The organism is Citrobacter sp. ANG330, from assembly GCF_047467925.1.
GTDB lineage: Bacteria > Pseudomonadota > Gammaproteobacteria > Enterobacterales > Enterobacteriaceae > Citrobacter_A > Citrobacter_A amalonaticus_G.
Window position 1 is genome coordinate 97,114 of sequence record NZ_JASJUI010000006.1, and the last position, 25,553, is coordinate 122,666.

The 25,553-nt window shown below is 53.7% G+C and carries 19 protein-coding genes; 13 read left to right on the forward strand and 6 right to left on the reverse strand.

Going from position 1 to position 25,553, the window contains the following annotated elements; all coding sequences use genetic code 11:
• Positions 1–99: 99 nt before the first annotated feature.
• Positions 100–993: a LysR family transcriptional regulator gene (locus tag QNN88_RS14700; protein WP_414240874.1), complete on the reverse strand. Its 894-nt coding sequence runs from the start codon at positions 991–993 to the stop codon at positions 100–102.
• 107 nt (positions 994–1,100) lie between these two features.
• On the opposite strand from QNN88_RS14700, the gene QNN88_RS14705 reads away from it, so the two are divergent.
• Together QNN88_RS14705 and QNN88_RS14710 are read left to right on the forward strand one after the other, a co-directional pair.
• The gene (locus QNN88_RS14705) at positions 1,101–1,700 is read left to right on the forward strand and encodes a cysteine dioxygenase (RefSeq protein ID WP_414240875.1); all 600 of its coding nucleotides are present in this window, start codon (positions 1,101–1,103) and stop codon (positions 1,698–1,700) included.
• Positions 1,701–1,702: 2 nt separating this feature from the next.
• Complete coding sequence (locus QNN88_RS14710) at positions 1,703–3,280, forward strand: rhodanese homology domain-containing protein (RefSeq protein WP_414240876.1); 1,578 nt, start codon at positions 1,703–1,705, stop codon at positions 3,278–3,280.
• Between the two features lie 34 nt (positions 3,281–3,314).
• Here QNN88_RS14710 and QNN88_RS14715 read toward each other — a convergent pair whose 3' ends face one another.
• Complete coding sequence (locus QNN88_RS14715) at positions 3,315–4,082, reverse strand: siderophore-interacting protein (protein WP_414240877.1); 768 nt, start codon at positions 4,080–4,082, stop codon at positions 3,315–3,317.
• A 239-nt stretch (positions 4,083–4,321) separates the two neighbouring features.
• Between QNN88_RS14715 and QNN88_RS14720 the strand changes: the two genes are divergently transcribed.
• A complete protein-coding gene (locus tag QNN88_RS14720; RefSeq protein WP_414240878.1) occupies positions 4,322–4,876 on the forward strand; it encodes a PadR family transcriptional regulator in 555 nt (184 codons plus the stop codon).
• Here QNN88_RS14720 and QNN88_RS14725 read toward each other — a convergent pair.
• Together QNN88_RS14725 and QNN88_RS14730 are read right to left on the reverse strand one after the other, a co-directional pair.
• A complete protein-coding gene (locus tag QNN88_RS14725; protein ID WP_414240879.1) occupies positions 4,873–6,438 on the reverse strand; it encodes a methyl-accepting chemotaxis protein in 1,566 nt (521 codons plus the stop codon). The genes QNN88_RS14720 and QNN88_RS14725 overlap by 4 nt on opposite strands.
• 310 nt (positions 6,439–6,748) lie before the next feature.
• The gene (locus QNN88_RS14730) at positions 6,749–8,269 is read right to left on the reverse strand and encodes a methyl-accepting chemotaxis protein (protein WP_414240880.1); all 1,521 of its coding nucleotides are present in this window, start codon (positions 8,267–8,269) and stop codon (positions 6,749–6,751) included.
• A 430-nt stretch (positions 8,270–8,699) separates the two neighbouring features.
• Here QNN88_RS14730 and ygjG point away from each other — a divergent pair, with 430 nt between their 5' ends.
• Complete coding sequence (ygjG, locus tag QNN88_RS14735; protein WP_414240881.1) at positions 8,700–10,079, forward strand: putrescine aminotransferase; 1,380 nt, start codon at positions 8,700–8,702, stop codon at positions 10,077–10,079.
• A gap of 95 nt (positions 10,080–10,174) precedes the next feature.
• Here the strand turns inward: ygjG and QNN88_RS14740 are convergent, their stop codons facing one another.
• Positions 10,175–10,507, reverse strand: coding sequence for a tRNA-binding protein (locus tag QNN88_RS14740; RefSeq protein ID WP_414240882.1), 333 nt, complete (start codon positions 10,505–10,507; stop codon positions 10,175–10,177).
• Between the two features lie 218 nt (positions 10,508–10,725).
• On the opposite strand from QNN88_RS14740, the gene ebgR reads away from it, so the two are divergent.
• From ebgR to QNN88_RS14775, 7 genes are all read left to right on the forward strand, one after another.
• Positions 10,726–11,709 (forward strand): transcriptional regulator EbgR, encoded by a 984-nt coding sequence (gene ebgR, locus QNN88_RS14745; RefSeq protein ID WP_414240883.1) that lies wholly within the window; start codon positions 10,726–10,728, stop codon positions 11,707–11,709.
• A gap of 195 nt (positions 11,710–11,904) precedes the next feature.
• Entirely contained in the window at positions 11,905–14,997 is a 3,093-nt protein-coding gene (gene ebgA, locus QNN88_RS14750) for a beta-galactosidase subunit alpha (RefSeq protein ID WP_414240884.1), read from the forward strand.
• Positions 14,994–15,443, forward strand: a complete 450-nt coding sequence (locus tag QNN88_RS14755; RefSeq protein WP_414240885.1) for a beta-galactosidase subunit beta — start codon at positions 14,994–14,996, stop codon at positions 15,441–15,443. Before ebgA ends, QNN88_RS14755 begins: the two co-directional genes overlap by 4 nt.
• 59 nt (positions 15,444–15,502) lie before the next feature.
• Entirely contained in the window at positions 15,503–16,936 is a 1,434-nt protein-coding gene (locus QNN88_RS14760) for an amino acid permease (protein ID WP_414240886.1), read from the forward strand.
• A gap of 46 nt (positions 16,937–16,982) precedes the next feature.
• A complete protein-coding gene (ygjJ, locus tag QNN88_RS14765) occupies positions 16,983–18,044 on the forward strand; it encodes a protein YgjJ (RefSeq protein WP_414240887.1) in 1,062 nt (353 codons plus the stop codon).
• 16 nt (positions 18,045–18,060) lie between these two features.
• Entirely contained in the window at positions 18,061–20,412 is a 2,352-nt protein-coding gene (gene ygjK / locus QNN88_RS14770; protein ID WP_414240888.1) for an alpha-glucosidase, read from the forward strand.
• 176 nt (positions 20,413–20,588) lie between these two features.
• On the forward strand, positions 20,589–22,607 hold the full coding sequence (locus QNN88_RS14775) for an FAD-dependent oxidoreductase (RefSeq protein WP_414240889.1): 2,019 nt from the start codon (positions 20,589–20,591) through the stop codon (positions 22,605–22,607).
• 149 nt (positions 22,608–22,756) lie between these two features.
• Here the strand turns inward: QNN88_RS14775 and rlmG are convergent, their stop codons facing one another.
• Entirely contained in the window at positions 22,757–23,893 is a 1,137-nt protein-coding gene (gene rlmG, locus QNN88_RS14780) for a 23S rRNA (guanine(1835)-N(2))-methyltransferase RlmG (protein ID WP_414240890.1), read from the reverse strand.
• A gap of 83 nt (positions 23,894–23,976) precedes the next feature.
• On the opposite strand from rlmG, the gene QNN88_RS14785 reads away from it, so the two are divergent.
• Both QNN88_RS14785 and QNN88_RS14790 read left to right on the forward strand, forming a co-directional pair.
• Positions 23,977–24,480, forward strand: a complete 504-nt coding sequence (locus tag QNN88_RS14785; protein ID WP_414240891.1) for a M48 family metallopeptidase — start codon at positions 23,977–23,979, stop codon at positions 24,478–24,480.
• Between the two features lie 69 nt (positions 24,481–24,549).
• The gene (locus QNN88_RS14790; RefSeq protein WP_414240892.1) at positions 24,550–25,548 is read left to right on the forward strand and encodes a Gfo/Idh/MocA family protein; all 999 of its coding nucleotides are present in this window, start codon (positions 24,550–24,552) and stop codon (positions 25,546–25,548) included.
• Positions 25,549–25,553 lie beyond the last annotated feature (5 nt).

Here is a 25,553-nt window from a genome sequence, read left to right on the forward strand (position 1 = left end):
ATGTAGAATTACCCTATACGCAACGTTCTAATGAACTAAATGCATTTTTATCATAACTTAATATGCCATATGCGCATACTAAGAGATAAACAAATAATTTCAGTCAGTTACTGACAGCGCCTGGACTACTTTCCCGGAAAAAAAAGTCACCGGATGCTGAAGGCTGCCGAGATCATGCGTGCTGACCTGCCAAATGTGCACCTGCGGCTGAAAATCTGCCAGCGTCAGGATGTCAATCTCATCGCGGAGCGGATGCTTCATTAGCGCTGCTTTTGGCACCAGCCCCAATCCCAGCCCTTGCGCAACCAGCGAAATTTGCAGTTGTGCCGAAGGCGTTTCGACACTGAGGGGTAGACTCAGCCCTTGCGCCTGTAGCGTGCGAATCAGGCCCGCACGCAGACCACAGCCGTCCGGATTTAACAGCCAGCCGTGCGCAGCGCAGTCCCGCAAATCCTGTGCGCGCAGACGCAGGTTTTTACCGGCAATGACAACAATGTCCAGGGGACAGAGCGCACGCCCGTGCAGCCCCTCCCGGAAAGTTTGCTGCGCCGGGCCCATCGCCAGCACGCTGTCCAGTTCTACGTTCTCCAGCCGTTTTTGAAGCTGCCCACTCCAGCCGCAGGTGACGCGGATATCCAGTTGAGGATAATGCGCCTGCAATGCTGTCAGTGCGGGCTGCAGGGCCAGCTCGCTGATACTCTGCGGGACGCCAAGACGCAGCACGCCGCTGGGTTCCGCATCGCTGTTAAGCAGACTTTCGAGTCGTTTCGTTTCACGTTTAATGGTCAGACATTGCTCATAAACCCGGTGTCCTACTGCCGTCAGCGTCAGGGGTTTAGTTTGTCTGTCCAGCAGCGTCGCGCCGAGGGTTTGTTCCAGGCGCTGCAAACGGCGGGTGATCGCTGACTGCGTAATACCCAGATATTCTGCCGCCTGGTTGAGTGAGGAGAACTGCACGACCGCCAGCAGTGCATCAATGTCATCAGTACGCATGGTTTCCTTAATGTCTATTTTGCATATTAGAATATGCATTAAATGCATTTATATAATATTAAGGCCTTTGTTATGGTGTTGACCAGTGCTTCAGTAAGGAATCCACCATGACAACACCTCTGAGACTCGATCGGTTACGCCTGCTCATCGAACAGTTGGCGCACCTCACTTCGCATACTGTTGATGAACCAGCACGCCTGGCAACAGCGGCAAATTACGTTGCCGAACTGGTGCAACACGACGACTGGCTGCCTGAGGCGTACAGCCTCCCGCATCCGCAGCACTACCAGCAGTATTTACTGCATGTGGATTCGGCGCAGCGCTTTTCTGTCGTCAGTTTTGTCTGGGGGCCGGGACAAGCCACGCCGATTCACGATCATCGGGTCTGGGGAGCGATCGGCATGCTGCGTGGAGCAGAAAAAAATGAACGCTTTCGCCTCGACCGTCACGGCGTTCCCCTCCCCTTCGGTGGCGAGGGAACACTCCACGCTGGGCAGGTCGAAACCGTCTCGCAATGGGATGGCGACATTCATCGGGTCAGCAACGCCTATACCGATCGCACATCGATCAGTATCCATGTTTATGGCGGCAATATCGGCGCCGTCAGACGTGCCGTCTACATGCCTGACGGCACAGTTAAACCGTTTATCTCCGGGTACTCCAACAGCCACATCCCCAATATCTGGGATCTTTCAAAGGAAAATTGACCATGGCCCGTTTTCAGACCCGTCATTTTAGCCAGTTGCGCCAGCAGCTACTGGCGAAAGAAGAAGTCGCGATTATCGATGTCCGTGAAGAGGCCGACTTCGCCCAAAATCACCCGCTGTTTGCCGCGAATCTGCCTTTGAGCAAACTCGAACTGGAGATCTTTCGCCGCATACCCCGTCGCCACACCGCCATCACGGTCTATGACAATGGCGAAGGATTAGCGGCGCTGGCGATCGCGCGACTACAACAATGGGGCTATACGGATGTCGCACAACTGGAAGGTGGGCTTGCTGGCTGGAAAGCGGCGGGAGGTGAACTGTTCCAGGATGTGAATTCCCCCAGTAAAGCCTTCGGTGAATTTGTCGAAGCGAATAAAGCCACACCCTCGCTCAGCGCACAGGATGTGAAATCGTTAATCGATCAGCAGGCAGACATCGTTATTGTCGATGCCAGACGCTTTGATGAGTACCAGACGATGAGCATCCCCGGCAGTATTAGCGTACCGGGAGCAGAACTGGCGCAGCGCATTGCCGCCCTCGTCCCTCATCGCGAAACGCAGGTGATTGTGAACTGCGCCGGACGCACCCGCAGTATTATTGGCGCCCAGTCACTGATTAACGCCGGTATAGAAAATCCGGTCTTCGCGCTGCGTAATGGCACGATTGGCTGGACGCTGGCAGGCTTTACGCTGGAGCACCAGCAGCAACGCTATTATGACGATGCCGCTGTCGCCCCCGAAGCTACGCGTGTGCAGGCCCGGGCGCTGGCTGAACGTGCCGGGGTCATTTTCATCGACAACGCCACGCTTGCCCGCTGGCGACAGGATGACTCGCGCACCACCTATCTTTTTGATGTTCGCAGTCAGCAGGAGTTCGAAACCGCGCATCTGCCGGGCAGCATCAGCGCCCCCGGCGGGCAACTGGTCCAGGAGACCGACCACTTCGCCAGCGTTCGCGGAGCGCGGATAGTGCTGATTGATGACGACGGGGTGCGCAGCGCGATGACGGCCTCCTGGCTAGCGCAGATGGGGTGGGAAGTGGCCGTGTTAAACGCCAACCCGGCGGCGTTCACGGCATCGGGCGCAGCCATCGCTGAGCTGCCGCCCGCCCCGATTGCCGAAGAGATCTCTCCGCAGCAACTGGCTGATGACTTAACCCAGGACGGCACGGTGTTGCTTGATTTCACCACCAGCGCGAACTATATCGCCCGGCATATTCCTGGCGCATGGTGGCTGACGCGCTCACAGCTCCCGCAGGCGCTGGAAAACATACCAGAAGCCAGGCGCTATGTTCTGACCTGCGGCAGTAGTCTGCTTGCCCGTTATGCGATAGCAGATGTCGCCGCGCTGACCGGCAAACCGGTGAAGCTCCTGACAGGCGGCACTCAGGCATGGATTGCGCAGAATCTTCCGCTGGAACACGGGGCACAACGGCTTGCGGTCGCCCGTCGCGATCGCTATCGTCGCCCTTATGAAGGAACGGATAACTCTGCGCACGCGACGCAGGCTTATCTCGACTGGGAGTACGGACTGGTAGCCCAGCTTGAGCGCGACGGTACGCACGGTTTCTACACCGTCTGAGGGCACACACGTTGCCGGAGTGCCTGGCGACCGCTTATTTCTTATGCCAGTACGCCGCGGCGCGCACTAACTGTTGATCAAACGGTTCCTGCTCAAAGCGGCGGCTGAGGTTTTTCACCACCTTCCCTTCGCCGGTGATCCAGATGAAGTAATCGTCTTGCGGCACCTCGATCTGCGCCAGTCGTGCGGCAACCGCCTGCTCATCATGCCCCAGCCATTCAATCGCGAAATCGTCCAGATGCGCGAGGTAATCCTGATATGCCGGATCGGCGACGCTCACCAGCGCAGTCACCGTCGGTTTTACCGGTAAGCGACTCAGTGCTTCAAGACGACGACGCAACGCTGGCATACCGGACTCATCGCAAACATAAACCTGGCAGGCGTAATCTTCCGGTACCACCAGCGAACCACGTGGCCCGCCGACAGTCAGCCTGTCGCCTTCACGCGCCAGCAACGCCCAGGTACTCGCCACGCCGCCATCATGGATGAAAAAATCCAGCGCCAGTTCATGGCGGGCTTCATCATACAGCGGTGTGTAATCGCGGGACGCGGGGCGCACGCCCTCTCCCCAGACAATGCCTTCATCGGTTACGGTTGGCGGAACGAAATGGCTTCCCGGCTCGGGAAAAAAGACCTTGGTGTGATCGTCAAAACCGTGCGAGCGAAAGCCTTCCAGCGCCTCGCCGCCCAGCACAATACGCTGAAAACCGATACCGATACGTTCTACGCGCAGAACGGTAAGTTCGCGAAAGCGCAGTTCATTGCGCACGCGCTGGGGATAGCGTGAGGTTTTATTCGTCATTGTTTGCCTTCGTTTGTGTCGTCGTATGATAATCAGATATATCGAAATCGAGATTTAAATGATAATGATTGCTAATAGCCAGAATTGCAAGCCCTTTTTTGATAGGGTTTACCGGTCCTTTCCTGACTTGTTTTTCACATTTAAATTCAGTGCGTTAGAATTTTTGAGCTAACACCACTTGCTTTAAATATCAATTTAGATATAGATTAGATATATCTAATTAGTATCAGGAGAACATCATGCGACATCTTCATGAAGGCTGCTGTAAAGGCGAAGGGCATCATCACGACGGTTGCGAACATCGTCACGGTAGAGGCGGCGGTGGTCGGCGTCAGCGCTTTTTCGGTCACGGCGAACTGCGTCTGGTGATTCTGGACATTCTCTCCCGCGAGGCCAGCCACGGTTATGAGCTGATCAAAGCCATCGAGAATCTGACGCAGGGCAACTATACACCGAGCCCTGGCGTGATCTACCCGACGCTGGATTTTCTCCAGGATCAGGCATTTATAACCATTAGCGAAGAGGATGGCGGACGCAAAAAAATCACCATCACTGATACCGGCGCGCAATGGCTGGAGGAGAATCGTGAGCATCTCGGCCACATTCAGGAACGCGTTCAGGCGCGCAATGTTGGCGTTGAGCTGCGTAAGAATCCGCAGATGAAGCGGGCGCTGGAAAACTTCAAAGCGGTGCTGGATCTCCGGGTGAATCAGGGTGAGATCAGCGACGCGCAGCTTAAAAAGATCATTGGCGTGATCGACCGCGCGGCGCTGGAAATCGCCCAGCTCGATTAAACCGGCAGGGCGTCACCTTCACGAACACGGAATACTTTCACCATCTCTTTTAAGTGTAACGCCTGCTCGTTTAGCGACGCCGCCGCCGCAACCGACTCCTCGACCAGACAGGAGTTCTGCTGCGTGGTGGCGTCAATCAGGCCAATCGCGCTGTTAATCTGCGAGATACCGTCAGTCTGTTCACGGCTGGCCTGACCGATCTCGCGCAGTATTACATCCATCTCTTCAACGTTAGTCACCATGCCATTAATCAGGGCATTGGCTTTCTCCACCAACAGCATCCCTTCCTGGGTCTGCCCGGTGGAATCCTCAATCAGATGACGGATCTCGCTGGCAGAGGAGGCACTTTTCTGAGCCAGTTGCCGCACTTCTCCCGCCACGACAGCAAACCCGCGCCCATGTTCACCCGCCCGCGCCGCTTCAACCGCCGCATTCAGCGCCAGAATATTGGTCTGAAAGGCAATAGCGTCTATCAGGTTGATGATGTCCGACATCCGGTGAGAGGTTTCATTAATCACGCGCATTTTTTGCGTGACCTGATTCATCATTTCGCCATTATTTTTCACCACCGTTGCCGCCCCCGCAGAGAGCTTCGTCGCCTCGCCGGTATGCTCTGCGGTGTTTTTTACCGTGGCGGTGATCTGCTCCATCGACGCGGCGGTCTGCTCAACGGAACTGGCCTGTTCTTCCGTTCGCGCGGCCAGGTCCTGGTTTCCGGCAACAATCTGCGCTGCGGCGCTGGAAATATTCTCTGAGCCGTTCTGGACTTCCTGGACAATCTCCAGCAGGCGGGTTTTCATTGCCATGAGAGCATGCAGCAGTACGCCGGTCTCATCTTTCTGCGTGGTGATGATATTACGCGTCAGATCGCCCCCGGCAATCGCTTCGGCAAACTGCACCGCCTCATTCAGCGGCCGGGTGATGGAACGTACGATATACCAGCCCATCATACAGCCGGCAGCAATACCGATAAGCGCCAGTGCGCTGAGCAGCGCCCGATTCGTGTGAAAATCGCTTTCCACCTGCGCGCCAGCATTGACCATCTGCGCATCTTCAATGGCAATCAGTTCATGAACTTTGGCTTTATAAGCCTGCTGTAGATTGACCGTTGTGGTCATCATCTCCTGCATCGCCGCCTGACGGTTATGATTTTGCAGCGCCTGTAAAATACGGAAACGGGAAGCAAGGTACTGTTCACGCACGTCGCGGATCCCGGCAATCACCTTTTTCGATTCGGCATTCAGCGGCGCAGCGCTTAGCTCATCCAGCAGTACCGTAATCTGTTGGCTAATGGTGTCGAGTTTTTTCTGCGATGTCTGGGTCCATCGCCCTTCCTCGTCCATCAGCATCAACTGCTGCGTACTGACAAAATCCTGGAAATGGTCAATGAGCTGGTTGGCTTTTACCGTGATGGGATAATCATTGGTAATGATGTTTTGCATACCGCGGTTGGCCCGGTCCAGGCTAAATAATGAAAGGCCCGAACTCACCATCATCAGTACAATAAACAAACCAAACGCGATAAATAATTTCGAGCGAATCTTTACGTTACGCAAAAACATATATTCTCCCTGGAGATAGTTTTCTTCAGACAGATTCCTTTATCGGTAACAAACTCACTAACTTTATGATATTGATCGCTTTTTATTATCTATCCACGTCTATAAATAGTTTTTGACGATGAATAAAGGCAGACCGATCGTTATATAAACGATTTTTTCTCATTTCTAAATAGCCAGAAGACAGAAATTGAAACACGTGAATAAAATAAAAAAACCACCCGCAGGTGGTATTATTTAATATATCATTAACATTATTATTACAATAACGCTTACCATCACGGTAAGCGTTGGCAGGAAAATTGACCAGGAATTAATGCAGTACCGTTACAGCATCTTCCAGACGGCTGGCGCGGTGTTTCACCATGGCGGACACCTGAGCGCTCTCTTCAACCAGCTCGGCGTTCTTCTGCGTGATGTTATTAAGCTCATCTACTGCACGGGTCAGACTGGTCAGCCCGTCAGACTGCTCCAGCGTGGAATGGCTGATCTGCGCAATCAACTGGGTGACATTCTGGACCTGAGCGACAATATCGTCCATCGTGCGCCCCGCCGCATGAACCTGCCGGGAACCCGATTGCACTTTATCTGCGCTGGCATCAATCAACTTACGAATATCGTTCGCCGCGCTGGCGCTACGGCTGGCCAGATGGCGTACCTCGCCCGCGACAACCGCAAATCCTTTCCCCTGCTCACCGGCCCGCGCCGCCTCAACGGCAGCATTGAGAGCAAGGATATTGGTCTGGAACGCGATATCGTTAATCAGCGTGGTGATAGTGCCGATGCGCTGCGTACTGTCGGCGATGTCATCCATCGTTTTAATCACGGTATCCATCGCCTCACCGCCTTGCGTCGCCGCGCTGCTGGCGGCAATCGACAATTTATCGGCAGCGGACGCGGTTTCTGAGTTTTGTTTTACAGATGCCGCCATTTGATTCATGGTGGCCACCGTCTGCTGTACATTATCAACCGTTTGGCGAGTGTGCTTATTCAGATCGTCGTTGCCTTTTGCCAGTGTTTCACTGCCGTTTCTCACACTCGACACCTGACTTGAAACGTCGTTGATTAGCCAGCGACACATCAGCCCCAGTTGCCCGACGGCGCGAAGCGTCAGCCCCAGTTCGTCGCTGCGATTAAGATGCGCCACGCTGTTGCGCTCACCGGTCGCGACCTTCAGCGCCTGTTTTGCCACATTCTCAATCGGACGAACAATCTGCCACTCAAACGCCGCCGTACCCAACAGCATCACCAGCGCGCACATCAGTTGCGCGATCCCTGGGGCAGCAGAAAGTTGCAACGTTGCCGCCAGCACTACATAGAGAAGCGCCATCACGCTGCGAACCCGCCAGCGCACGGGCATTGCCGGCAGTTTACCGAGCCAGCCTTTACGCACCACCAGTCCTTTGTGGATCCGGCGTCGACAGCGGCCTTCATTGAGCGCCTGATATAACGGCTCAACGGCGGCGATCTCGTCGTCCGTCGCGCGAGTGCGAATTGACATGTAACCCGTCACCTCCCCCTCACGCACCATCGGTACGGCGTTGGCCCGAACCCAATAGTGATCGCCATTTTTACGACGATTCTTGACGATACCGCTCCACGGCTCGCCCTGTTTCAGGGTGTACCACATGTCGGCAAAGGCTGCTTTCGGCATGTCCGGATGACGCACCAGATTGTGCGGCTGCGCCAGTAATTCCTTAAGCGCGTAACCGCTGATGTTAACGAATGTATCGTTAGCGTGAGTAATATAACTGTGGAGATCGGTCGTCGACATGAGGGTCGTATCGTCATCCAGCGGCGTATTTTGCTGGGTAACGTAGAGCTGAGAAGACATAATCGCGTCCTGTGCAGGTTATCTGGTTGTTAACTTTTTGTCAGAGGTTATTTCGGCGCTAACGGATTTATCTTTAGATGTTAAATTTGATTTAGATCGCAATTTGCGATTAAACCTCATAATTTGTACGAATTCTAATTGATTGATTTAAAATACTTTCATATTGAAACTATAAAATCGCACTATAGTACCCGCACCGTTATCGCGCAAATTTTGCACTATTTCAGCGCAATCGCCCCTTCTGACACCGCTCTCGCCCGGTCTTCATTTTGCGCAAAAACCCAACAACTGTTAACAAATGAGATTAAATGTTGCGCAATAACTGTTCTCCCTGGTGTTTATCCCGATTTTCGTCAGCGCCGCCGGGATGGCGCAATCCCTGCAATACTTAAATCGGTATCATGTGATACGCGAGCTCCGGGAGTCTATTTTGAACAGGTTACCTTCCAGCGCATCGGCTTTGGCCTGTAGCGCACACGCACTGAATCTCATTGAAAAGCGAACGCTTGATCATGAGGAGATGAAAGCACTTAACCGAGAGGTGATTGATTACTTCAAAGAGCATGTTAATCCGGGGTTTTTAGAGTATCGCAAATCTGTTACCGCCGGCGGGGATTACGGAGCCGTAGAGTGGCAAGCGGGAAGTCTGAACACGCTTGTCGACACCCAGGGACAGGAGTTTGTCGACTGTCTGGGAGGTTTTGGAATTTTCAACGTGGGGCACCGTAATCCAGTTGTGGTTTCCGCCGTACAGAATCAACTTGCGAAGCAACCGCTTCACAGCCAGGAACTGCTTGACCCACTGCGGGCTATGCTGGCAAAAACCCTTGCTGCCCTGGCGCCCGGAAAACTCAAATACAGCTTCTTTAGCAACAGCGGGACCGAATCGGTCGAAGCGGCGCTGAAACTGGCGAAAGCGTACCAGTCACCGCGCGGCAAATTTACCTTTATCGCCACCAGCGGCGCGTTCCATGGGAAATCGCTGGGCGCATTGTCCGCTACCGCCAAGTCCACTTTCCGCAAGCCGTTTATGCCGCTACTGCCGGGCTTCCGTCATGTGCCGTTCGGCAATATCGAGGCTATGCGTACCGCGCTCAGCGAGTGCAAAAAAACCGGAGATGATGTGGCGGCGGTGATCCTGGAACCCATTCAGGGCGAAGGCGGTGTGATCCTGCCTCCACAGGGCTATCTCCCTGCCGTGCGTCAGTTGTGCGATGAGTTTGGCGCGCTGCTGATTTTCGACGAAGTACAGACCGGGATGGGGCGTACCGGCAAGATGTTTGCCTGCGAGCATGAGAACGTGCAGCCTGACATCTTATGCCTGGCAAAAGCGCTGGGTGGCGGCGTAATGCCGATTGGCGCGACGATCGCCACCGAAGAGGTCTTCTCGGTACTGTTTGATAACCCGTTCCTGCACACCACCACCTTTGGCGGTAACCCGTTGGCCTGTGCGGCCGCGCTGGCCACCATCAATGTGCTGCTGGAGCAAAATCTGCCCGCGCAGGCAGAGCAAAAAGGCGACATGTTGCTCGACGGTTTTCGTCAGTTAGCGCGGGAGTACCCGGACCTGGTGCAGGATGCGCGTGGGAAAGGGATGCTGATGGCAATCGAGTTTGTCGACAATGAGACAGGCTACCGTTTCGCGAGCGAAATGTTCCGCCAGCGGGTACTGGTTGCCGGGACGCTCAACAACGCGAAAACGATCCGCATCGAACCCCCGCTCACCCTTACCATCGAGCAGTGCGAACTGGTGCTGAAGTCGGCACGAAAAGCGCTGGCGGCACTGCGGGTAAGCGTAGAAGAGGTGTAGTCTGCAATACAGGATGGCGCTGCGCGTATCCAGCCTACAATAGCATCGCGCCCGTAGGCCGGATATACGCAACCGCCACCCGGTATTTTAACCGATTAGACAATTCTCACGCCGGCGGGCGTGGCACGCTCCGGCGTTAACAATACGCTTTCGCTGCCGTCATCAGTTTCTGCGCATAACAGCATACATTCTGACGTTTCACCGCGCATTTTCACTTTTTGCAGATTACACAGCACCACCACCGTTTTTCCTAACAGCTCGTTTTGCGCGTAATAGGGTACCAGGCTGGTAACAGTTTGCAGGGTCCTTTCTCCCACATTCACCTGCACGATATACAGCTTGTCAGCATTCTCATGACGCTTTACCTCAGTGATCTTTCCAACCCGAATCTCCATACGCGTAAAATCGGTAAACGCAACGCTTTCCATATAATGCCTCCAGGTAAATTTTTACTAAATCATAGCAAAACATTTTATTGCCGAGGCGCGTGAGAGGAGGAAAACGTTGTACAGATCACATTCAGAATCTTCGGTTTTCCCCCGAGCGCGTCAAATATTCACGCTTTATTTACTGAAAACAGATGCATAGAAAAGCGCTTCCTTTACAATGAAAATGCATCTCGGGGCAACGTTGACATAAGGTAACCATGGCCACACTAAAAGATATTGCAATTGAAGCACGTGTCTCCCTGGCAACAGTTTCCCGGGTCCTGAATGACGATCCCACGTTGAACGTGAAGGAAGAGACGAAGCATCGCATCCTGGAGATCGCGGAAAAACTCGAATACAAAACCAGCAGCGCCCGCAAAAGTCAGAGCAGTTCGGTCAGCCAGCACCATATCCTTGCCATTTACAGTTATCAGCAGGATCTCGAAATTAACGATCCTTACTATCTGGCAATCCGGCATGGCATTGAAACACAATGCGAAAAGCTGGGCATTGAGCTCACCAACTGCTATGAACATAGCGGGTTGCCCGATATCAGAAACATCACCGGTATTTTAATTGTCGGTAAACCGTCGCCAGCCCTGCGCACGGCAGCGACTGCGCTGACCGACAACATTTGCTTTATCGACTTTCACGAACCCGGCAGCGAATATGATGCTGTTGACATCGATCTGGTGCGAATCAGTAAAGAGATCATTGATTTTTATAGCGCCCAGGGCGTGAACCGCATTGGATTTATCGGTGGTGAAGACGAACCCGGTAAAGCCGATATCCGTGAAGCGGCATTTGTTGAATATGGACGTCTGAAGCAGGTAGTCCAGGAAGAGGATATCTGGCGTGGCGGTTTCTCCAGCTCCTCCGGCTACGAACTCGCGAAACAGATGCTGGCGAAAGCCGATTATCCGCGCGCGTTGTTTGTGGCATCTGACTCTATTGCCATTGGCGTTTTACGAGCCATCCACGAACACGGCCTGGCGATCCCTGGCGATATTTCACTGATTAGCGTGAACGATATACCGACGGCGCGCTTCACCTTCCCACCGCTCTCCACCGTACGTATTCACTCAGAAATGATGGGAAGCCAGGGGGTAAACCTGCTTTTCGAAAAAGTCCGCGATGGTCGTGCGCTGCCGCTTCTGGTCTTTGTTCCCAGCAAACTGAAACTACGCGGTACGACCCACTAATCTCTGCACCTGTCCGGCTTTGTACCGGGCGGGTCGTTGCCTGTCTCGATTCTCCCCCAACACGCTTTTTCGTGATCCAGTTAAAGTAAATCACTATGCCCGCTATATTTTAGTAAAATTTTTACTAAAATCACCGTAATTCACTTAATCACCATTATCTTGCATGGTTCCGATTTCTCTCCACCGGGAGGCCCTATGAATCGCTGGGAAAACATTCAGCTTACTCATGAAAATAGACTACCGCCACGCGCCTATTTTTTTCCTTATGACTCCGTTGCCAAAGCCCGCTCTTTTGTCCGCGAAACCAGCAGCGCGTTTTTGCTACTGAGCGGTCAATGGAACTTCCGTTTCTTTGAGCACCCTTTGTACGTACCCGAAACCTTTACCTCTGAATATATCGCGGGCTGGGATACGATCACGGTGCCCTCCATGTGGCAGATGGAAGGTTATGGCAAACTGCAATACACCGATGAAGGCTTCCCGTTCCCCATCGACGTGCCGTATGTCCCAAGCGATAACCCGACCGGAGCCTACCAGCGTATCTTCACCCTGAGCGAAGGGTGGCAAGATAAACAGACCATCATCAAATTCGACGGCGTCGAAACCTATTTTGAAGTGTATGTAAACGGCCACTATGTTGGTTTCAGTAAAGGCAGTCGCCTGACCGCAGAGTTTGATATCAGCGCGGTTGTCAAAACCGGCGACAATCTTCTTTGCGTACGTGTGATGCAATGGGCTGATTCCACATATGTTGAAGATCAGGATATGTGGTGGTCGGCGGGGATCTTTCGCGATGTCTATCTTATCGGTCGAGATAAGACACATATTCAGGATTTCACCGTACAGACCGATTTCGATTGCGACTATCGCGACGCGACGCTCTCCTGTGACGTTGAACTGGAAAACCTGAAGGCAACCCCGGCAGTCACGACGCTGGATTATGTGCTGTTTGATGGCGAATCGGTGGTCCATACGGGCACCATTGATAATCTGATCATCCATCAACACGCCGCTACGCACTTTGCATTTACGGTGAAAAATCCGCAGCAGTGGTCCGCTGAAACCCCCTATCTTTATCACCTGGTTCTGACCCTTAAAGACGCCGCCGGAAAGATACTGGAAGTGGTTCCGCAGCGTGTAGGCTTTCGCGATATTAAAGTGCGCGACGGTCTGTTTTACATCAATAACCGTTACGTGATGCTGCACGGCGTGAACCGTCACGACAATGATCATTTAAAAGGTCGGGCGGTTGGCATGGATCGCGTGGAAAAAGATCTGCAATTGATGAAATTACACAACATCAATTCAGTCCGTACCGCGCACTACCCAAACGATCCACGTTTTTACGAACTGTGCGACATCTACGGTCTGTTTGTCATGGCTGAGACGGATGTCGAATCACACGGTTTCGCCAACGTTGGCGATATCAGCAGGATCACTGACGACCCGCACTGGGAACCGGTGTATGTAGAACGCATCGTGCGCCATATCCATGCGCAGAAAAACCACCCCTCCATCATTATCTGGTCACTCGGTAATGAGTCCGGCTACGGCTGTAATATCCGCGCGATGTGCCATGCCGCGAAAACGCTGGACCCGAGTCGCCTGGTTCACTATGAGGAAGACCGCGACGCTGAAGTCGTTGACATCATCTCCACGATGTACACACGCGTCCCGCTGATGAATGAGTTTGGCGAATATCCACATCCGAAGCCGCGCATTATCTGCGAATACGCCCATGCGATGGGTAACGGCCCCGGTGGCCTGACGGAATATCAGAACGTCTTTTATCAGCACGATTGTATTCAGGGACATTATGTCTGGGAGTGGTGCGATCATGGTATTCAGGCGAAGGATGACAACGGTAACGTCTGGTACAACTACGGCGGGGATTACGGCGACTATCCGAACAACTATAACTTCTGCCTTGACGGTCTGATTTACTCAGACCAGACACCGGGGCCGGGATTAAAAGAATACAAACAGGTCATTGCCCCGGTGAAAGTATTTGCACAAGACCTGTCACGCGGTGAATTGCGGATCGAAAATAAGCTGTGGTTTACCTCGCTGGATGACTACACCCTGAATCTGGAAGTTCGTGCCGAAGGCGAAACGCTCTCCACACAACACATCAAACCACGCAATGTTGCACCCAACAGTGAAATCGTACTGTGTTGCACGCTGCCGGAACTGGATACGCGGGAAACGTTCCTCAACGTCACCGTTACGAAAGACTCACGCACGCGTTATAGCGAGGCGGGGCATCTTGTTGCCTGCTATCAATTCCCGCTCAAGGCCTGCACCGCGACGCTTACGCCATTCAACCAACCACAGGCCTGTCCGCTGGTGCTGGAAAGCGATCGCCTGAGCTGTACCGTTCGTGGGGACAGCTTCCAACTGACTTTCTCCAGACTGAGCGGCAAACCCACAGCGTGGAGTGTCAATGGCGAAGCGCTGATAACGCGTCCCCCGCAGATCAACTTCTTCAAACCGACAATAGATAACCACAAGCAGGAATTTGAAGGTCTCTGGCAGCCGAACCATCTGCACATTATGCAGGAGCATTTGCGCGAATTTAGCGTTGAGCAGACAGAGGATGCCGTACTGATTACCAGCCGTACGATTATTGCCCCGCCGGTATTTGATTTCGGTATGCGCTGCACCTACCGCTGGCGCATTGCGCCAGATGGCCAGGTTAACGTAACGCTTTCCGGCGAACACTACGGCGACTATCCGCATGTGATTCCATGCATAGGTTTCACGATGGGTATTAACGGAGATTTCAGCGAAGTCGCTTATTACGGGCGCGGTCCTGGTGAAAACTATCCCGACAGCCAGCAAGCCAACATCATTGATATCTGGCAAAGCAGCGTGGATGCGATGTTTGAAAACTATCCCTTCCCGCAAAACAACGGCAACCGCCAGCACGTGCGCTGGGCGGCATTAACCAACCGTCAGGGTAACGGCTTGTTGGTGGTGCCGCAGCAGCCAATTAACTTCAGCGCCTGGCGCTATACCCCAGAAAACCTGTTTGCCGCGCAGCACTGTAATGAGCTTACACGTAGCGATGACATCACGCTGAATCTGGACCATCAACTTCTTGGGCTGGGATCTAACTCCTGGGGAAGTGAAGTGCTTGATAGCTGGCGCGTCTGGTTCAACGACTTTCGCTACGGCTTCACGCTGCTGCCGGTTTCCGGTGGTTTCACCACCGCGCAAACTATCGCTCGTCACACCTTTGGCGGGGATTTCTTTTCCACGAATTTGCACAGCGAGAATCAACTATGAGAATCCTCGATAATCTGGCGCAGTTTCGCCAACTCTATTCCTCCGGGCGGAAATGGCAGCGCTGCGTTGAAGCCATTGAAAACATCGACAATATCCGGCCCGGCGTCGCACACTCGATCGGCGATTCGTTAACCTACCGTGTGCAAATCGACTCGGCGACGGATGCCCTGTTTACCGGACATCGCCGCTATTTTGAAATTCATTATTACCTGCAAGGGCAGCAGAAAATTGAGTTCGCCGCTAAGGATCAGTTGCAGGTCGTCGAATATTACCGCGACGAAACCGATCGCGAATACCTGAAAGGCTGCGGTGAAACCGTCGACATTCATGAAGGACAAATGGTCATTTGCGATAACCGTGAAGCGTATCGTTTTATTTGCCAGGATGCCGTAAAAAAAGTCGTACTCAAAGTCACCATCGAAGATGGTTATTTTCATAACAAATAAAAACTCAGGCGCGATTAATGTCGCGCCGCCTACTACCCTGTCCCTATAGGAAGTGTGTTATGTCGAATATAAAGCGCAACACCATCGGCAAATTCGGACTACTTTCGCTGACCTTTGCCGCCGTATACAGTTTTAACAACGTTATCAATAATAATATCGAGCTTGGGCTGGCCTCTGCGCCGATGTTTTTCCTCGCCACGATATTTTACTTTATTCCTTTCTGCTTAATTATTGCGGAATTTGTTTCACTGAACAAAAACTCAGAAGCTGGCGTTTACGCGTGGGTAAAAAGTTCGCTGGGCGGCCGCTGGGCGTTTATTACCGCCTATACCTACTGGTTTGTGAATTTGTTCTTCTTTACCTCGCTGTTACCCCGCGTGATCGCCTATGCTTCCTATGCGTTCCTCGGCTATGAATATATGCTGACGCCGATCGCGACAACGGTATTAAGCATGGTTCTTTTCGCCTTCTCAACCTGGGTATCCACCAACGGGGCAAAAATGCTGGGGCCGATTACGTCAGTCACCTCAACGTTGATGTTATTACTGACCCTCTCTTACATTCTGTTAGCCGGTGCCGCGCTGCTTGGCGGTGTACAGCCTGCCGATCCGATTTCCGTTGAGGCGATGATCCCCAACTTTAGCTGGGCATTCCTTGGCATCACGACCTGGATTTTTATGGCAGCAGGTGGCGCCGAATCCGTCGCTGTCTACGTTAACGACGTGAAAGGCGGCTCGAAATCGTTTGTGAAGGTGATCATTCTTGCCGGCCTATTTATCGGCGTTCTGTATTCGATTTCCTCAGTGCTGATTAACGTCTTTGTCAGCAGTAAAGAGCTGAAATTTACCGGGGGTTCCGTGCAGGTCTTCCACGGTCTGGCGGCATACTTTGGCCTGCCGGAAGTGCTAATGAACCGCTTTGTTGGTCTGGTCTCCTTTACCGCGATGTTCGGCTCCCTGCTGATGTGGACGGCAACCCCGGTTAAAATCTTTTTCTCCGAAATTCCTGAGGGTATTTTTGGCAAAAAAACCGTGGCGTTGAACGAGAACGGCGTCCCCGCTCGCGCGGCGTGGATCCAGTTTTTTATTGTCATTCCGCTGATGATTATCCCGATGTTGGGATCCAATACGGTACAGGATTTGATGAATACCATCATCAACATGACCGCTGCGGCATCGATGCTGCCGCCATTATTCATCATGCTGGCTTATCTCAACCTGCGCGCCAGACTGGACCATTTACCTCGTGACTTCCGTATGGGTTCTCAGCGCACCGGCATTATTGTCGTCTCAATGCTCATTGTCATTTTTACCGTGGGTTTCATTGCCTCCACATTTCCGACTGGCGGCAATATCTTGACGATTATTTTTTATAACGTCGGCGGCATTGTTATTTTCCTCGGCTTCGCATGGTGGAAATACAGCAAATATATAAAGGGATTAACCCAACAAGAAAAAGATATTGAAGCCGCTCCGGCGACCACTATCCAGTAACGATAAAAATAAACAGGCTATCAATTTTTAAGGCATGGAATAAAAAATGGAATTGTCTATCCCGTATTGCAGGGCATTCGTTGCCCTGTCCTTTTGCTGCGCTTTTTCACTCGCAGCCGAGGAGACTCGTCCGGCGGAACACGATGACACCCGGACACCCGCTATGACTACACCCGCTTTTCGTTTTTATGGCGAAATGGGCGTCGGCGGCTACATGGATTTAGAAGGCGAGAATAAACATAAATACAGCGACGGCACCTATATTGAGGGCGGTCTGGAGATGAAGTACGGCTCCTGGTTCGGCCTGGTTTATGGCGAAGGCTGGACGGTACAAGCCGATCACGACGGTAACGCCTGGGTGCCCGATCACAGTTGGGGAGGCTTTGAAGGCGGCATCAATCGCTTTTACGGCGGCTATCGCACTGACAATGACACGGAGATCATGCTGAGCCTGCGTCAGGACTCCTCGCTGGATGACCTGCAATGGTGGGGGGATTTCACGCCGGACCTCGGTTACGTCATTCCCAACACCCGCGACATTATGACCGCGCTAAAGGTGCAAAATCTGACCGGCCCGCTGCGCTATAGCGTAACTGCAACGCCCGCCGGGCATCACAATGAAAGCAAAGCCTGGCTGCACTTCGGCAAGTACGATCGCTATGACGATAAATACACCTATCCGGCGATGATGAACGGCTACGTGCAGTATGACCTGGCTGAAGGCGTCACCTGGATGAACGGGCTGGAGGTTACCGATGGCACCGGGCAGCTCTTTTTAACCGGTCTCCTCTCACCTCACTTTGCCGCTCGCGCCTGGCACCACACCGGACGCGCGAATGGTCTGGATGATCCGGGGAGCGAAACAGGCACGATGGTAAGCGCCATGTATGAAGCGCTTAAAGGCGTTTATCTCTCCACCGCATACACATGGGCTAAACATCGCCCGGATCATGCCGACGAAGAGACCACCTCCTTCATGCAGTTCGGCATCTGGTACGAGTACGGCAAGGGGCGTTTTGCCACGGCGTTCGACAGCCGCTTCTATATGCAGAACGCTTCTGGCGATCCCAGCGATCAGATCTTCCTGATGCAATATTTCTATTGGTAAGAAGGACAGCGATACCATGAAAATCCACACGTTACTCACGCCGCTGGCCTGTACGCTGCTGCTGAGTGTTTCCGCCCATGCCACTACCGCTAATGATTTTAAAAACGTCATTAACCGCAGCGGTACGCCTGGCTATATGCACGATTACGATTACGACGACCATCAACGCTTTAATCCGTTTTTTGATCTCGGCGCCTGGCACGGCCATTTACTCCCGGACGGTCCTGCTTCTATGGGCGGCTTTCCAGGCGTCGCGTTGCTAACGGAAGAGTACATCAACTTTATGGCGGCCAACTTCGACCGCCTGACGGTCTGGCAGCATGGCAAGAAAGTCGATTTCACCCTTGAAGCGTACAGCATTCCCGGCGCACTGGTGCAGAAACTGTCGTCCAAAGAAGTACAGGTGGAGATGACGTTACGCTTCGCCACACCGCGCACCTCTCTGCTGGAGACGAAAATCACCAGCAGCCAGCCGCTGGATCTGGTGTGGGACGGTGAACTGCTGGAGAAACTGGAAGCCAAAGAGGGTAAGCCTACTTCTGATAAAACGATTGATGCAGCCTTTCCCGATTATCAACGCAAGATGATCGCCACCCGCGACGGTCTGAAGATGACCTTCGGCAAAGTGCGCTCAACGTGGGATCTGTTAACCAGCGGCGAGTCGGAATATCAGGTGCACAAATCTCTGCCCGTTCAGACGAAAATCGACGGATACCGCTTTATCAGTAAGGCGCACATTACCGGTTCCACCACGATTTACACCACCTATTCTCATCTGCTGACCGCCGGGGAAGTGACGAAAGAGCAGATGCAGATCCGCGATATTCTGGCGCGCCCGGCGCATTTCCTTACCGCGTCACAAAAGCGCTGGGAGGGCTATCTGCAAAAAGGGTTAACTAATCCACATGCTACCCCGGAACAGACGCGGGTCGCAGTGAAAGCGATAGAGACCCTGAATGGCAACTGGCGCTCGCCAGGCGGCGCAGTGAAATTCAATACCGTCACGCCGTCAGTGACCGGTCGCTGGTTCTCCGGGAATCAGACCTGGCCGTGGGATACCTGGAAACAGGCCTTCGCCATGGCGCACTTCAACCCGGAAATCGCCAAAGAGAATATCCGCGCCGTCTTTTCCTGGCAGATCCAACCCAGCGATAAGGTGAGGCCGCAGGACGCGGGTTTTGTTCCCGATCTGATCGCCTGGAACCTCAGCCCTGAACGTGGCGGCGATGGCGGCAACTGGAACGAACGTAACACCAAGCCGAGCCTGGCGGCGTGGTCGGTGATGGAAGTCTACAATGTCACCAAAGATAAGGCCTGGCTTGAAGAGATGTATCCGAAGCTGGTGGCTTACCATAACTGGTGGCTACGCAACCGCGATCATAACGGCAACGGCGTGCCGGAGTATGGCGCAACCCGCGATAAAGCTCATAACACCGACAGCGGCGAAATGCTGTTTACCGTTAAGCACGGTGACAAAGAAGAGACGCTCTCCGGCCTGAAAAACTATACGCAACTGGTTGAGAAAGGTGAGTACGACAGCATGGAGATCCCGGCGCAGGTCGCCGCATCGTGGGAATCTGGTCGTGACGACGCGGCGGTGTTCGGCTTTATCGACAACGCTCAACTGGATAAATACGTCGCCAACGGCGGGAAGCGTAGCGACTGGGTAGTGAAGTTCGCGGAAAACCGCAGTCAGGACGGCACACTGCTCGGCTATTCCCTGTTACAGGAATCGGTCGATCAGGCCAGCTATATGTATAGCGACAACCACTACCTGGCGGAAATGGCCTCGATCCTCGGAAAAGAAGAAGAGGCGCAACGTTACCGTGAGTTAGCGCAAAAGCTGGCGGATTACATCAACACCTGCATGTTTGACTCCACCAGCGGCTACTTCTATGACGTGCGTATTGAGGACACCCCCTTGCCCAACGGCTGTGCCGGGAAACCTATCGTTGAGCGAGGAAAGGGACCGGAAGGCTGGTCGCCGCTGTTTAACGGGGCGGCGACGCAGTCCCATGCTGATGACGTCGTGAAGGTAATGCTGGACCCGAAAGAGTTCAATACTTTTGTCCCGCTGGGCACGGCGGCTCTGACCAACCCGGCGTTTGGCGCGGATATCTACTGGCGCGGTCGCGTCTGGGTGGATCAATTCTGGTTCGGTTTAAAAGGTATGGAGCGCTACGGTTACCGTGACGAAGCGCTGACGCTGGCAGACACGTTCTTTAAACACGCGAAAGGGTTAACCGCCGACGGCCCGATTCAGGAGAACTATAACCCGCTGACTGGCGCGCAACAGGGAGCACCGAATTTCTCCTGGAGCGCGGCGCATCTGTACATGTTGTACAACGGCTTTTTTAAGAAACCGTAATGAGGTGAACAGTGCCGGGTAATGGCTTCGCCTTACCCGGCCGAGCACAACTGTCCGGCGACGTTTTTTGAATCCCATCACAATCATCGCACTCCCCTTTTCCCTTTTCCCTGCCGACGGCTAAATTAGACACTCATCCGACCACATAACAATAATTTTACATACTGGACACTCTTATGCGCTATCCGTCGTTGTTCGCCCCGCTTGATCTTGGTTTTACTCAGCTTAAAAACCGCGTGCTGATGGGTTCAATGCACACCGGGCTGGAAGAGCGTCCTGACGGGACTGAACGCCTGGCCGCTTTCTATGCCGAGCGTGCCCGGCACGGTGTCGCACTGATTGTCACGGGGGGCATTGCCCCGACACCGTCTGGCGTCACGATGGAAGGCGGTGCGACGCTCAATGACGCCCATCAGGTGCCACATCACCGCATCATCACCGATGCGGTTCATCGTGAAGGCGGAAAAATAGCGCTACAGATCCTGCATACCGGGCGCTACAGCTATCAGCCACAACTGGTGGCGCCTTCCGCGATTCAGGCTCCGATAAACCGTTTTACCCCGCATGCGCTCAGCCACGAAGAAATTCTGCAACTGATAGAAGACTTCGCACACTGTGCCCAACTGGCACGCGAAGCGGGCTATGACGGCGTTGAAGTCATGGGGTCGGAAGGTTATCTGATTAATGAATTTCTCACCCTGCGCACCAATCAGCGCGACGATGAGTGGGGGGGCGACTATGCCAGGCGTATGCGTTTTGCGGTTGAAGTCGTACGTGCGGTACGTCAGCGGGTCGGTAACGACTTTATTATTATCTATCGCCTGTCGATGCTCGATCTGGTGGAGAATGGCGGCACCTTTAGCGAAACCGTCCAGTTAGCGCAGGCCATCGAAGCCGCAGGTGCCACCCTTATCAACACGGGTATCGGCTGGCACGAGGCGCGCATTCCCACTATCGCCACGCCGGTGCCTCGCGGCGCCTTCAGTTGGGTGACGCGTAAACTGAAAGGTCACGTTTCGCTGCCGCTGATCACCACTAACCGTATTAACGATCCGCAGGTTGCCGATGAGATTCTGACTCGCGGTGACGCTGATATGGTGTCGATGGCGCGGCCATTCCTCGCCGATGCTGAACTGTTATCGAAAGCGCAATCAGGGCGTGCCGATGAAATTAACACCTGTATAGGCTGCAATCAGGCGTGTCTGGATCAGATCTTCGCGGGCAAAGTCACCTCGTGCCTGGTCAATCCCCGCGCCTGTCATGAAACCAAAATGCCCATCGTTCCCGCTACTGCGCTGAAAAATCTGGCCGTCATCGGCGCGGGTCCGGCGGGCCTTGCCTTTGCCATCAATGCTGCTGCGCGGGGACATCACGTCACCCTCTTTGATGCGTTAGGCGAGATCGGCGGGCAGTTCAATATCGCCAAACAGATCCCCGGTAAAGAGGAGTTCTATGAAACGCTCCGCTATTACCGTCGGATGCTCGACGTCACCGGCGTGACGCTGAAACTCAATCATTATGTGGTGGCAGAGGATCTGTTGGCATTCGACGAGGTGATCCTCGCCAGCGGGATCGAACCGCGCAGACCGCCGATCGAGGGCACCGATCATGCGAAAGTATTAACCTATCTCGATGTCCTGCGCGACAAAGCCCCGGTAGGGAATCGGGTGGCGATTGTCGGTTGTGGCGGTATCGGCTTTGATACCGCAATGTACCTGAGCCAACCCGGAGAACCCACCAGCCAGAACATTGCCGATTTCTGTGTGGAATGGGGTATCGACACCAGCCTGCAACAGGCCGGCGGATTACGTCCGGAAGGGTCGCATCTGGCACGCAGTCCGCGTCAGATTGTGATGCTCCAGCGTAAGGCCAGCAAACCCGGCGAGGGACTGGGAAAAACTACCGGTTGGATCCACCGCGCCACGCTGCTTTCCCGCGGTGTGAAAATGATCCCGGCGGTGAGCTATCAGAAGATCGACGATGCGGGTCTGCACGTGCTGATCGGCGGCGAAGCGCAAACACTCGATGTCGATAACGTCATTATCTGCGCCGGGCAAGAACCGCGACGCGAACTGGCAGAGCCGTTACGCGAAGCAGGAAAAATCGTACATTTCATCGGCGGCTGTGATGTGGCGATGGAGCTGGATGCTCGTCGGGCCATTGCCCAGGGCACCCGTCTGGCGCTGGACATTTAATTTGCCTGATGGCGCGGCCTAAAGGATAGCTTCCCAATATCCAGGCCTGATAAGCGTAGCGCCATCAGGCAGTAATGCCGGATGACGGCTGCGCCTTATCCGGCCTACGGAATAGCCTCCCAACACCCAGACCGTCATCCGGCAAAACGTTAGCGACGGCGTCCCAATTTCACCGCTTTGAGCACCACAAACTTATTGTTGGTGGCGACGGTGGCGCAGTTGCCGAAGATCTTCTTCAGCTTGTGGAAATAGTCGAGGTGACGGTTGGCGACGATATACAGCTCACCGTTGATCTTCAGGCAGCGACGGGCGTGGTGGAACATTTCCCAGGCGATATTATCCGTCAGCGCATGCTTCTGATGGAACGGCGGGTTGCACAGTACGGCGTTAAAGCGAAAAGGCTCCACTCCGGACAGCGCGTTGTTAATCATAAACTCACAGCGATCGATAGCTTCAGGCAGGTTAGTTTCCACATTCAGACGGCTGGAAGCTACCGCCATTGGGGATTCATCGACAAAGACCACGCTCGCCAGCGGATTTTTTTCCAGCAGCGTCAGACCAATTACCCCGTTTCCACAGCCGAGATCGACAATCTCCCCTTCCAGGTTTTCTGGCAGGTGCTGCATAAAGAAGCGCGCGCCAATATCCAGCCCGGTACGGGAAAAGACGTTGGCATGGTTATGAATGGTCCAGTCGGTGCCTTCCAGTTTCCAGCTCAGCGTTTCCGGTGCATCGGCCAGCGCGGGTTCGCTGAAGGTACAGTTGATGAGACGCGCCTTTTTCCACGCCAGCGTGGTGGTCGTTGGACCGAGCACTTTCTCAAACAGCTCCAGCGTGGAGTTATGGATATCCCGCGCCTTCGCGCCAGCAATGATACGGGTTTGCGGGTTCACCACTTTTCGTAACGCGCGCAGCTGTTGCTCAAGCAGCGCCAGTGTTTTTGGCACTTTGATCAGCACCACGCCGGGCGCCTGCGGATACTCCGCCGTGCTGTCGAGAAATTTAACGCTGGACTCCGCGATGTCGTTATGGCGCAAGTTTTCCCGCGTTGCCAGTTCGCTTAAATACGAATCGCCAATGCTGTACGGCGACTGCTCCGCCAGCGCACAGCTCAGCGCGCCGAAGGTATCATTCAGGATCAGCACCGGGCCGCGAATCTCCGTGTCGTCCAACTGTTGCAGCAGGTATTCATCGGCTGCTTCCCACGCCAGCAGTGGGTTAACGTCGTCCGTTTCCGGGAAACGTTTTAGTGTCAGTGAACGGAAACCGTTGTCTGTGTGGCTCATCGGCCCTCCTGAATGGTAAAATTTCGGCGTATCCCGTAAAAGGGTGCGTGAGTATACACTTTTTATGATTTGCATGGGTGACGATGAGCCAATTAACTTACCTCCAGGGCTACCCGGAGAACCTGCTTTCTCAGGTGCGCACGCTGATTGCCGAGAAGCGGCTGGGCGCGGTGCTGGAAAAGCGCTATCCGGGAACCCATGATTTCGCGACGGATAAAGCGCTCTGGCAATACACTCAGGATCTGAAAAGCCAGTTCCTGCGTAACGCTCCGCCGATCAATAAAGTGATGTATGACAATAAGATCCACGTGCTGAAGAATGCGCTTGGCCTGCATACAGCAGTCTCTCGCATACAGGGCGGTAAACTGAAAGCGAAAGCCGAGATCCGCGTCGCCACCGTGTTTCGCAACGCGCCGGAACCCTTTTTGCGCATGATCGTCGTCCACGAACTGGCACATCTGAAGGAAAAGGAACACAACAAGGCGTTTTATCAGCTTTGCTGTCACATGGAACCGCACTATCACCAGCTGGAATTTGATACACGTCTGTGGCTTACACAATTATCGTTAAAGGAAACTGCGCAGTAGCGCACTGGCTTTGTCATAAAGGCGTGCTAAATTGACGTCAGAATCCCTTTATGGAGCCTGAAGGCGTTTATGATACGTTTCGCAGTGATTGGCACAAACTGGATCACCCGTCAGTTTGTGGATGCCGCCCATGAGACCGGCAAATATAAGTTAACCGCAGTCTATTCCCGCAGCCTCGAACAGGCGCAAACCTTCGCCAATGACTACGTCGTCGAGCATCTGTTTACCTCGCTTGAGGCGATGGCGCAAAGCGATGCGATTGACGCCGTGTACATTGCCAGCCCGAACTCGCTGCATTTTCCGCAAACACAATTGTTCCTCAGCCATAAAAAGCATGTGATCTGCGAAAAGCCACTGGCGTCGAATCTGGCCGAAGTCGAAGCCGCCATCGCCTGTGCGCGGGAAAACCAGGTGGTACTCTACGAAGCGTTTAAAACCGCCAGTCTGCCTAACTTCCTGCTGTTACAGCAGTCGCTGCCAAAAGTCGGTAAAATGCGCAAAGCATTCCTCAACTATTGCCAGTACTCTTCACGTTATCAACGCTATCTCGATGGCGAAAACCCAAATACCTTTAACCCGGCCTTCTCCAACGGCTCGATCATGGATATCGGTTTCTACTGCCTGGCCTCTGCCGTGGCGCTGTGGGGTGAACCGCACAGCGTACAGGCCTCTGCCAGTCTGCTGGAAAGCGGCGTCGATGCCCACGGCGTGGTGGTGATGAACTACGGTGATTTCAGCGTCACCCTTCAGCATTCCAAAGTGAGTGATTCCGTTGTCGACAGTGAAATTCAGGGCGAAGCCGGATCGCTGGTGATCGAAAAAATCTCCGAATGCCAGAAAGTCTGCTTTGTTCCGCGCGGCGGGAAAACGCAGGACCTTACTCAACCACAGCACATCAATACTATGCTGTATGAGGCAGAGGCGTTTGCAGAGCTGGTGGACGCCAATGAAGTGAATCACCCTGGGCTGTCGAACAGTCGCATTACGGCAAAACTGCTGACCGAAATTCGTCGCCAGACCGGCGTCGTCTTTCCGGCAGACGATGTTACCCGCGCAGCGACTGCGTAAAACAT

Coding starts and splice junctions, on each gene's coding strand:
- ygjJ (WP_414240887.1), top strand. CDS start 16,983: ATGGAATTGTCTATCCCGTATTGCAGGGCATTCGTTGCCCTGTCCTTT.
- QNN88_RS14725 (WP_414240879.1), bottom strand. CDS start 6,438: ATGTTTTTGCGTAACGTAAAGATTCGCTCGAAATTATTTATCGCGTTT.
- QNN88_RS14790 (WP_414240892.1), top strand. CDS start 24,550: ATGATACGTTTCGCAGTGATTGGCACAAACTGGATCACCCGTCAGTTT.
- rlmG (WP_414240890.1), bottom strand. CDS start 23,893: ATGAGCCACACAGACAACGGTTTCCGTTCACTGACACTAAAACGTTTC.
- QNN88_RS14700 (WP_414240874.1), bottom strand. CDS start 993: ATGCGTACTGATGACATTGATGCACTGCTGGCGGTCGTGCAGTTCTCC.
- QNN88_RS14760 (WP_414240886.1), top strand. CDS start 15,503: ATGTCGAATATAAAGCGCAACACCATCGGCAAATTCGGACTACTTTCG.
- QNN88_RS14775 (WP_414240889.1), top strand. CDS start 20,589: ATGCGCTATCCGTCGTTGTTCGCCCCGCTTGATCTTGGTTTTACTCAG.
- ygjK (WP_414240888.1), top strand. CDS start 18,061: ATGAAAATCCACACGTTACTCACGCCGCTGGCCTGTACGCTGCTGCTG.
- QNN88_RS14715 (WP_414240877.1), bottom strand. CDS start 4,082: ATGACGAATAAAACCTCACGCTATCCCCAGCGCGTGCGCAATGAACTG.
- QNN88_RS14785 (WP_414240891.1), top strand. CDS start 23,977: ATGAGCCAATTAACTTACCTCCAGGGCTACCCGGAGAACCTGCTTTCT.
- QNN88_RS14755 (WP_414240885.1), top strand. CDS start 14,994: ATGAGAATCCTCGATAATCTGGCGCAGTTTCGCCAACTCTATTCCTCC.
- ebgR (WP_414240883.1), top strand. CDS start 10,726: ATGGCCACACTAAAAGATATTGCAATTGAAGCACGTGTCTCCCTGGCA.
- QNN88_RS14740 (WP_414240882.1), bottom strand. CDS start 10,507: ATGGAAAGCGTTGCGTTTACCGATTTTACGCGTATGGAGATTCGGGTT.
- QNN88_RS14710 (WP_414240876.1), top strand. CDS start 1,703: ATGGCCCGTTTTCAGACCCGTCATTTTAGCCAGTTGCGCCAGCAGCTA.
- QNN88_RS14705 (WP_414240875.1), top strand. CDS start 1,101: ATGACAACACCTCTGAGACTCGATCGGTTACGCCTGCTCATCGAACAG.
- QNN88_RS14720 (WP_414240878.1), top strand. CDS start 4,322: ATGCGACATCTTCATGAAGGCTGCTGTAAAGGCGAAGGGCATCATCAC.
- QNN88_RS14730 (WP_414240880.1), bottom strand. CDS start 8,269: ATGTCTTCTCAGCTCTACGTTACCCAGCAAAATACGCCGCTGGATGAC.
- ebgA (WP_414240884.1), top strand. CDS start 11,905: ATGAATCGCTGGGAAAACATTCAGCTTACTCATGAAAATAGACTACCG.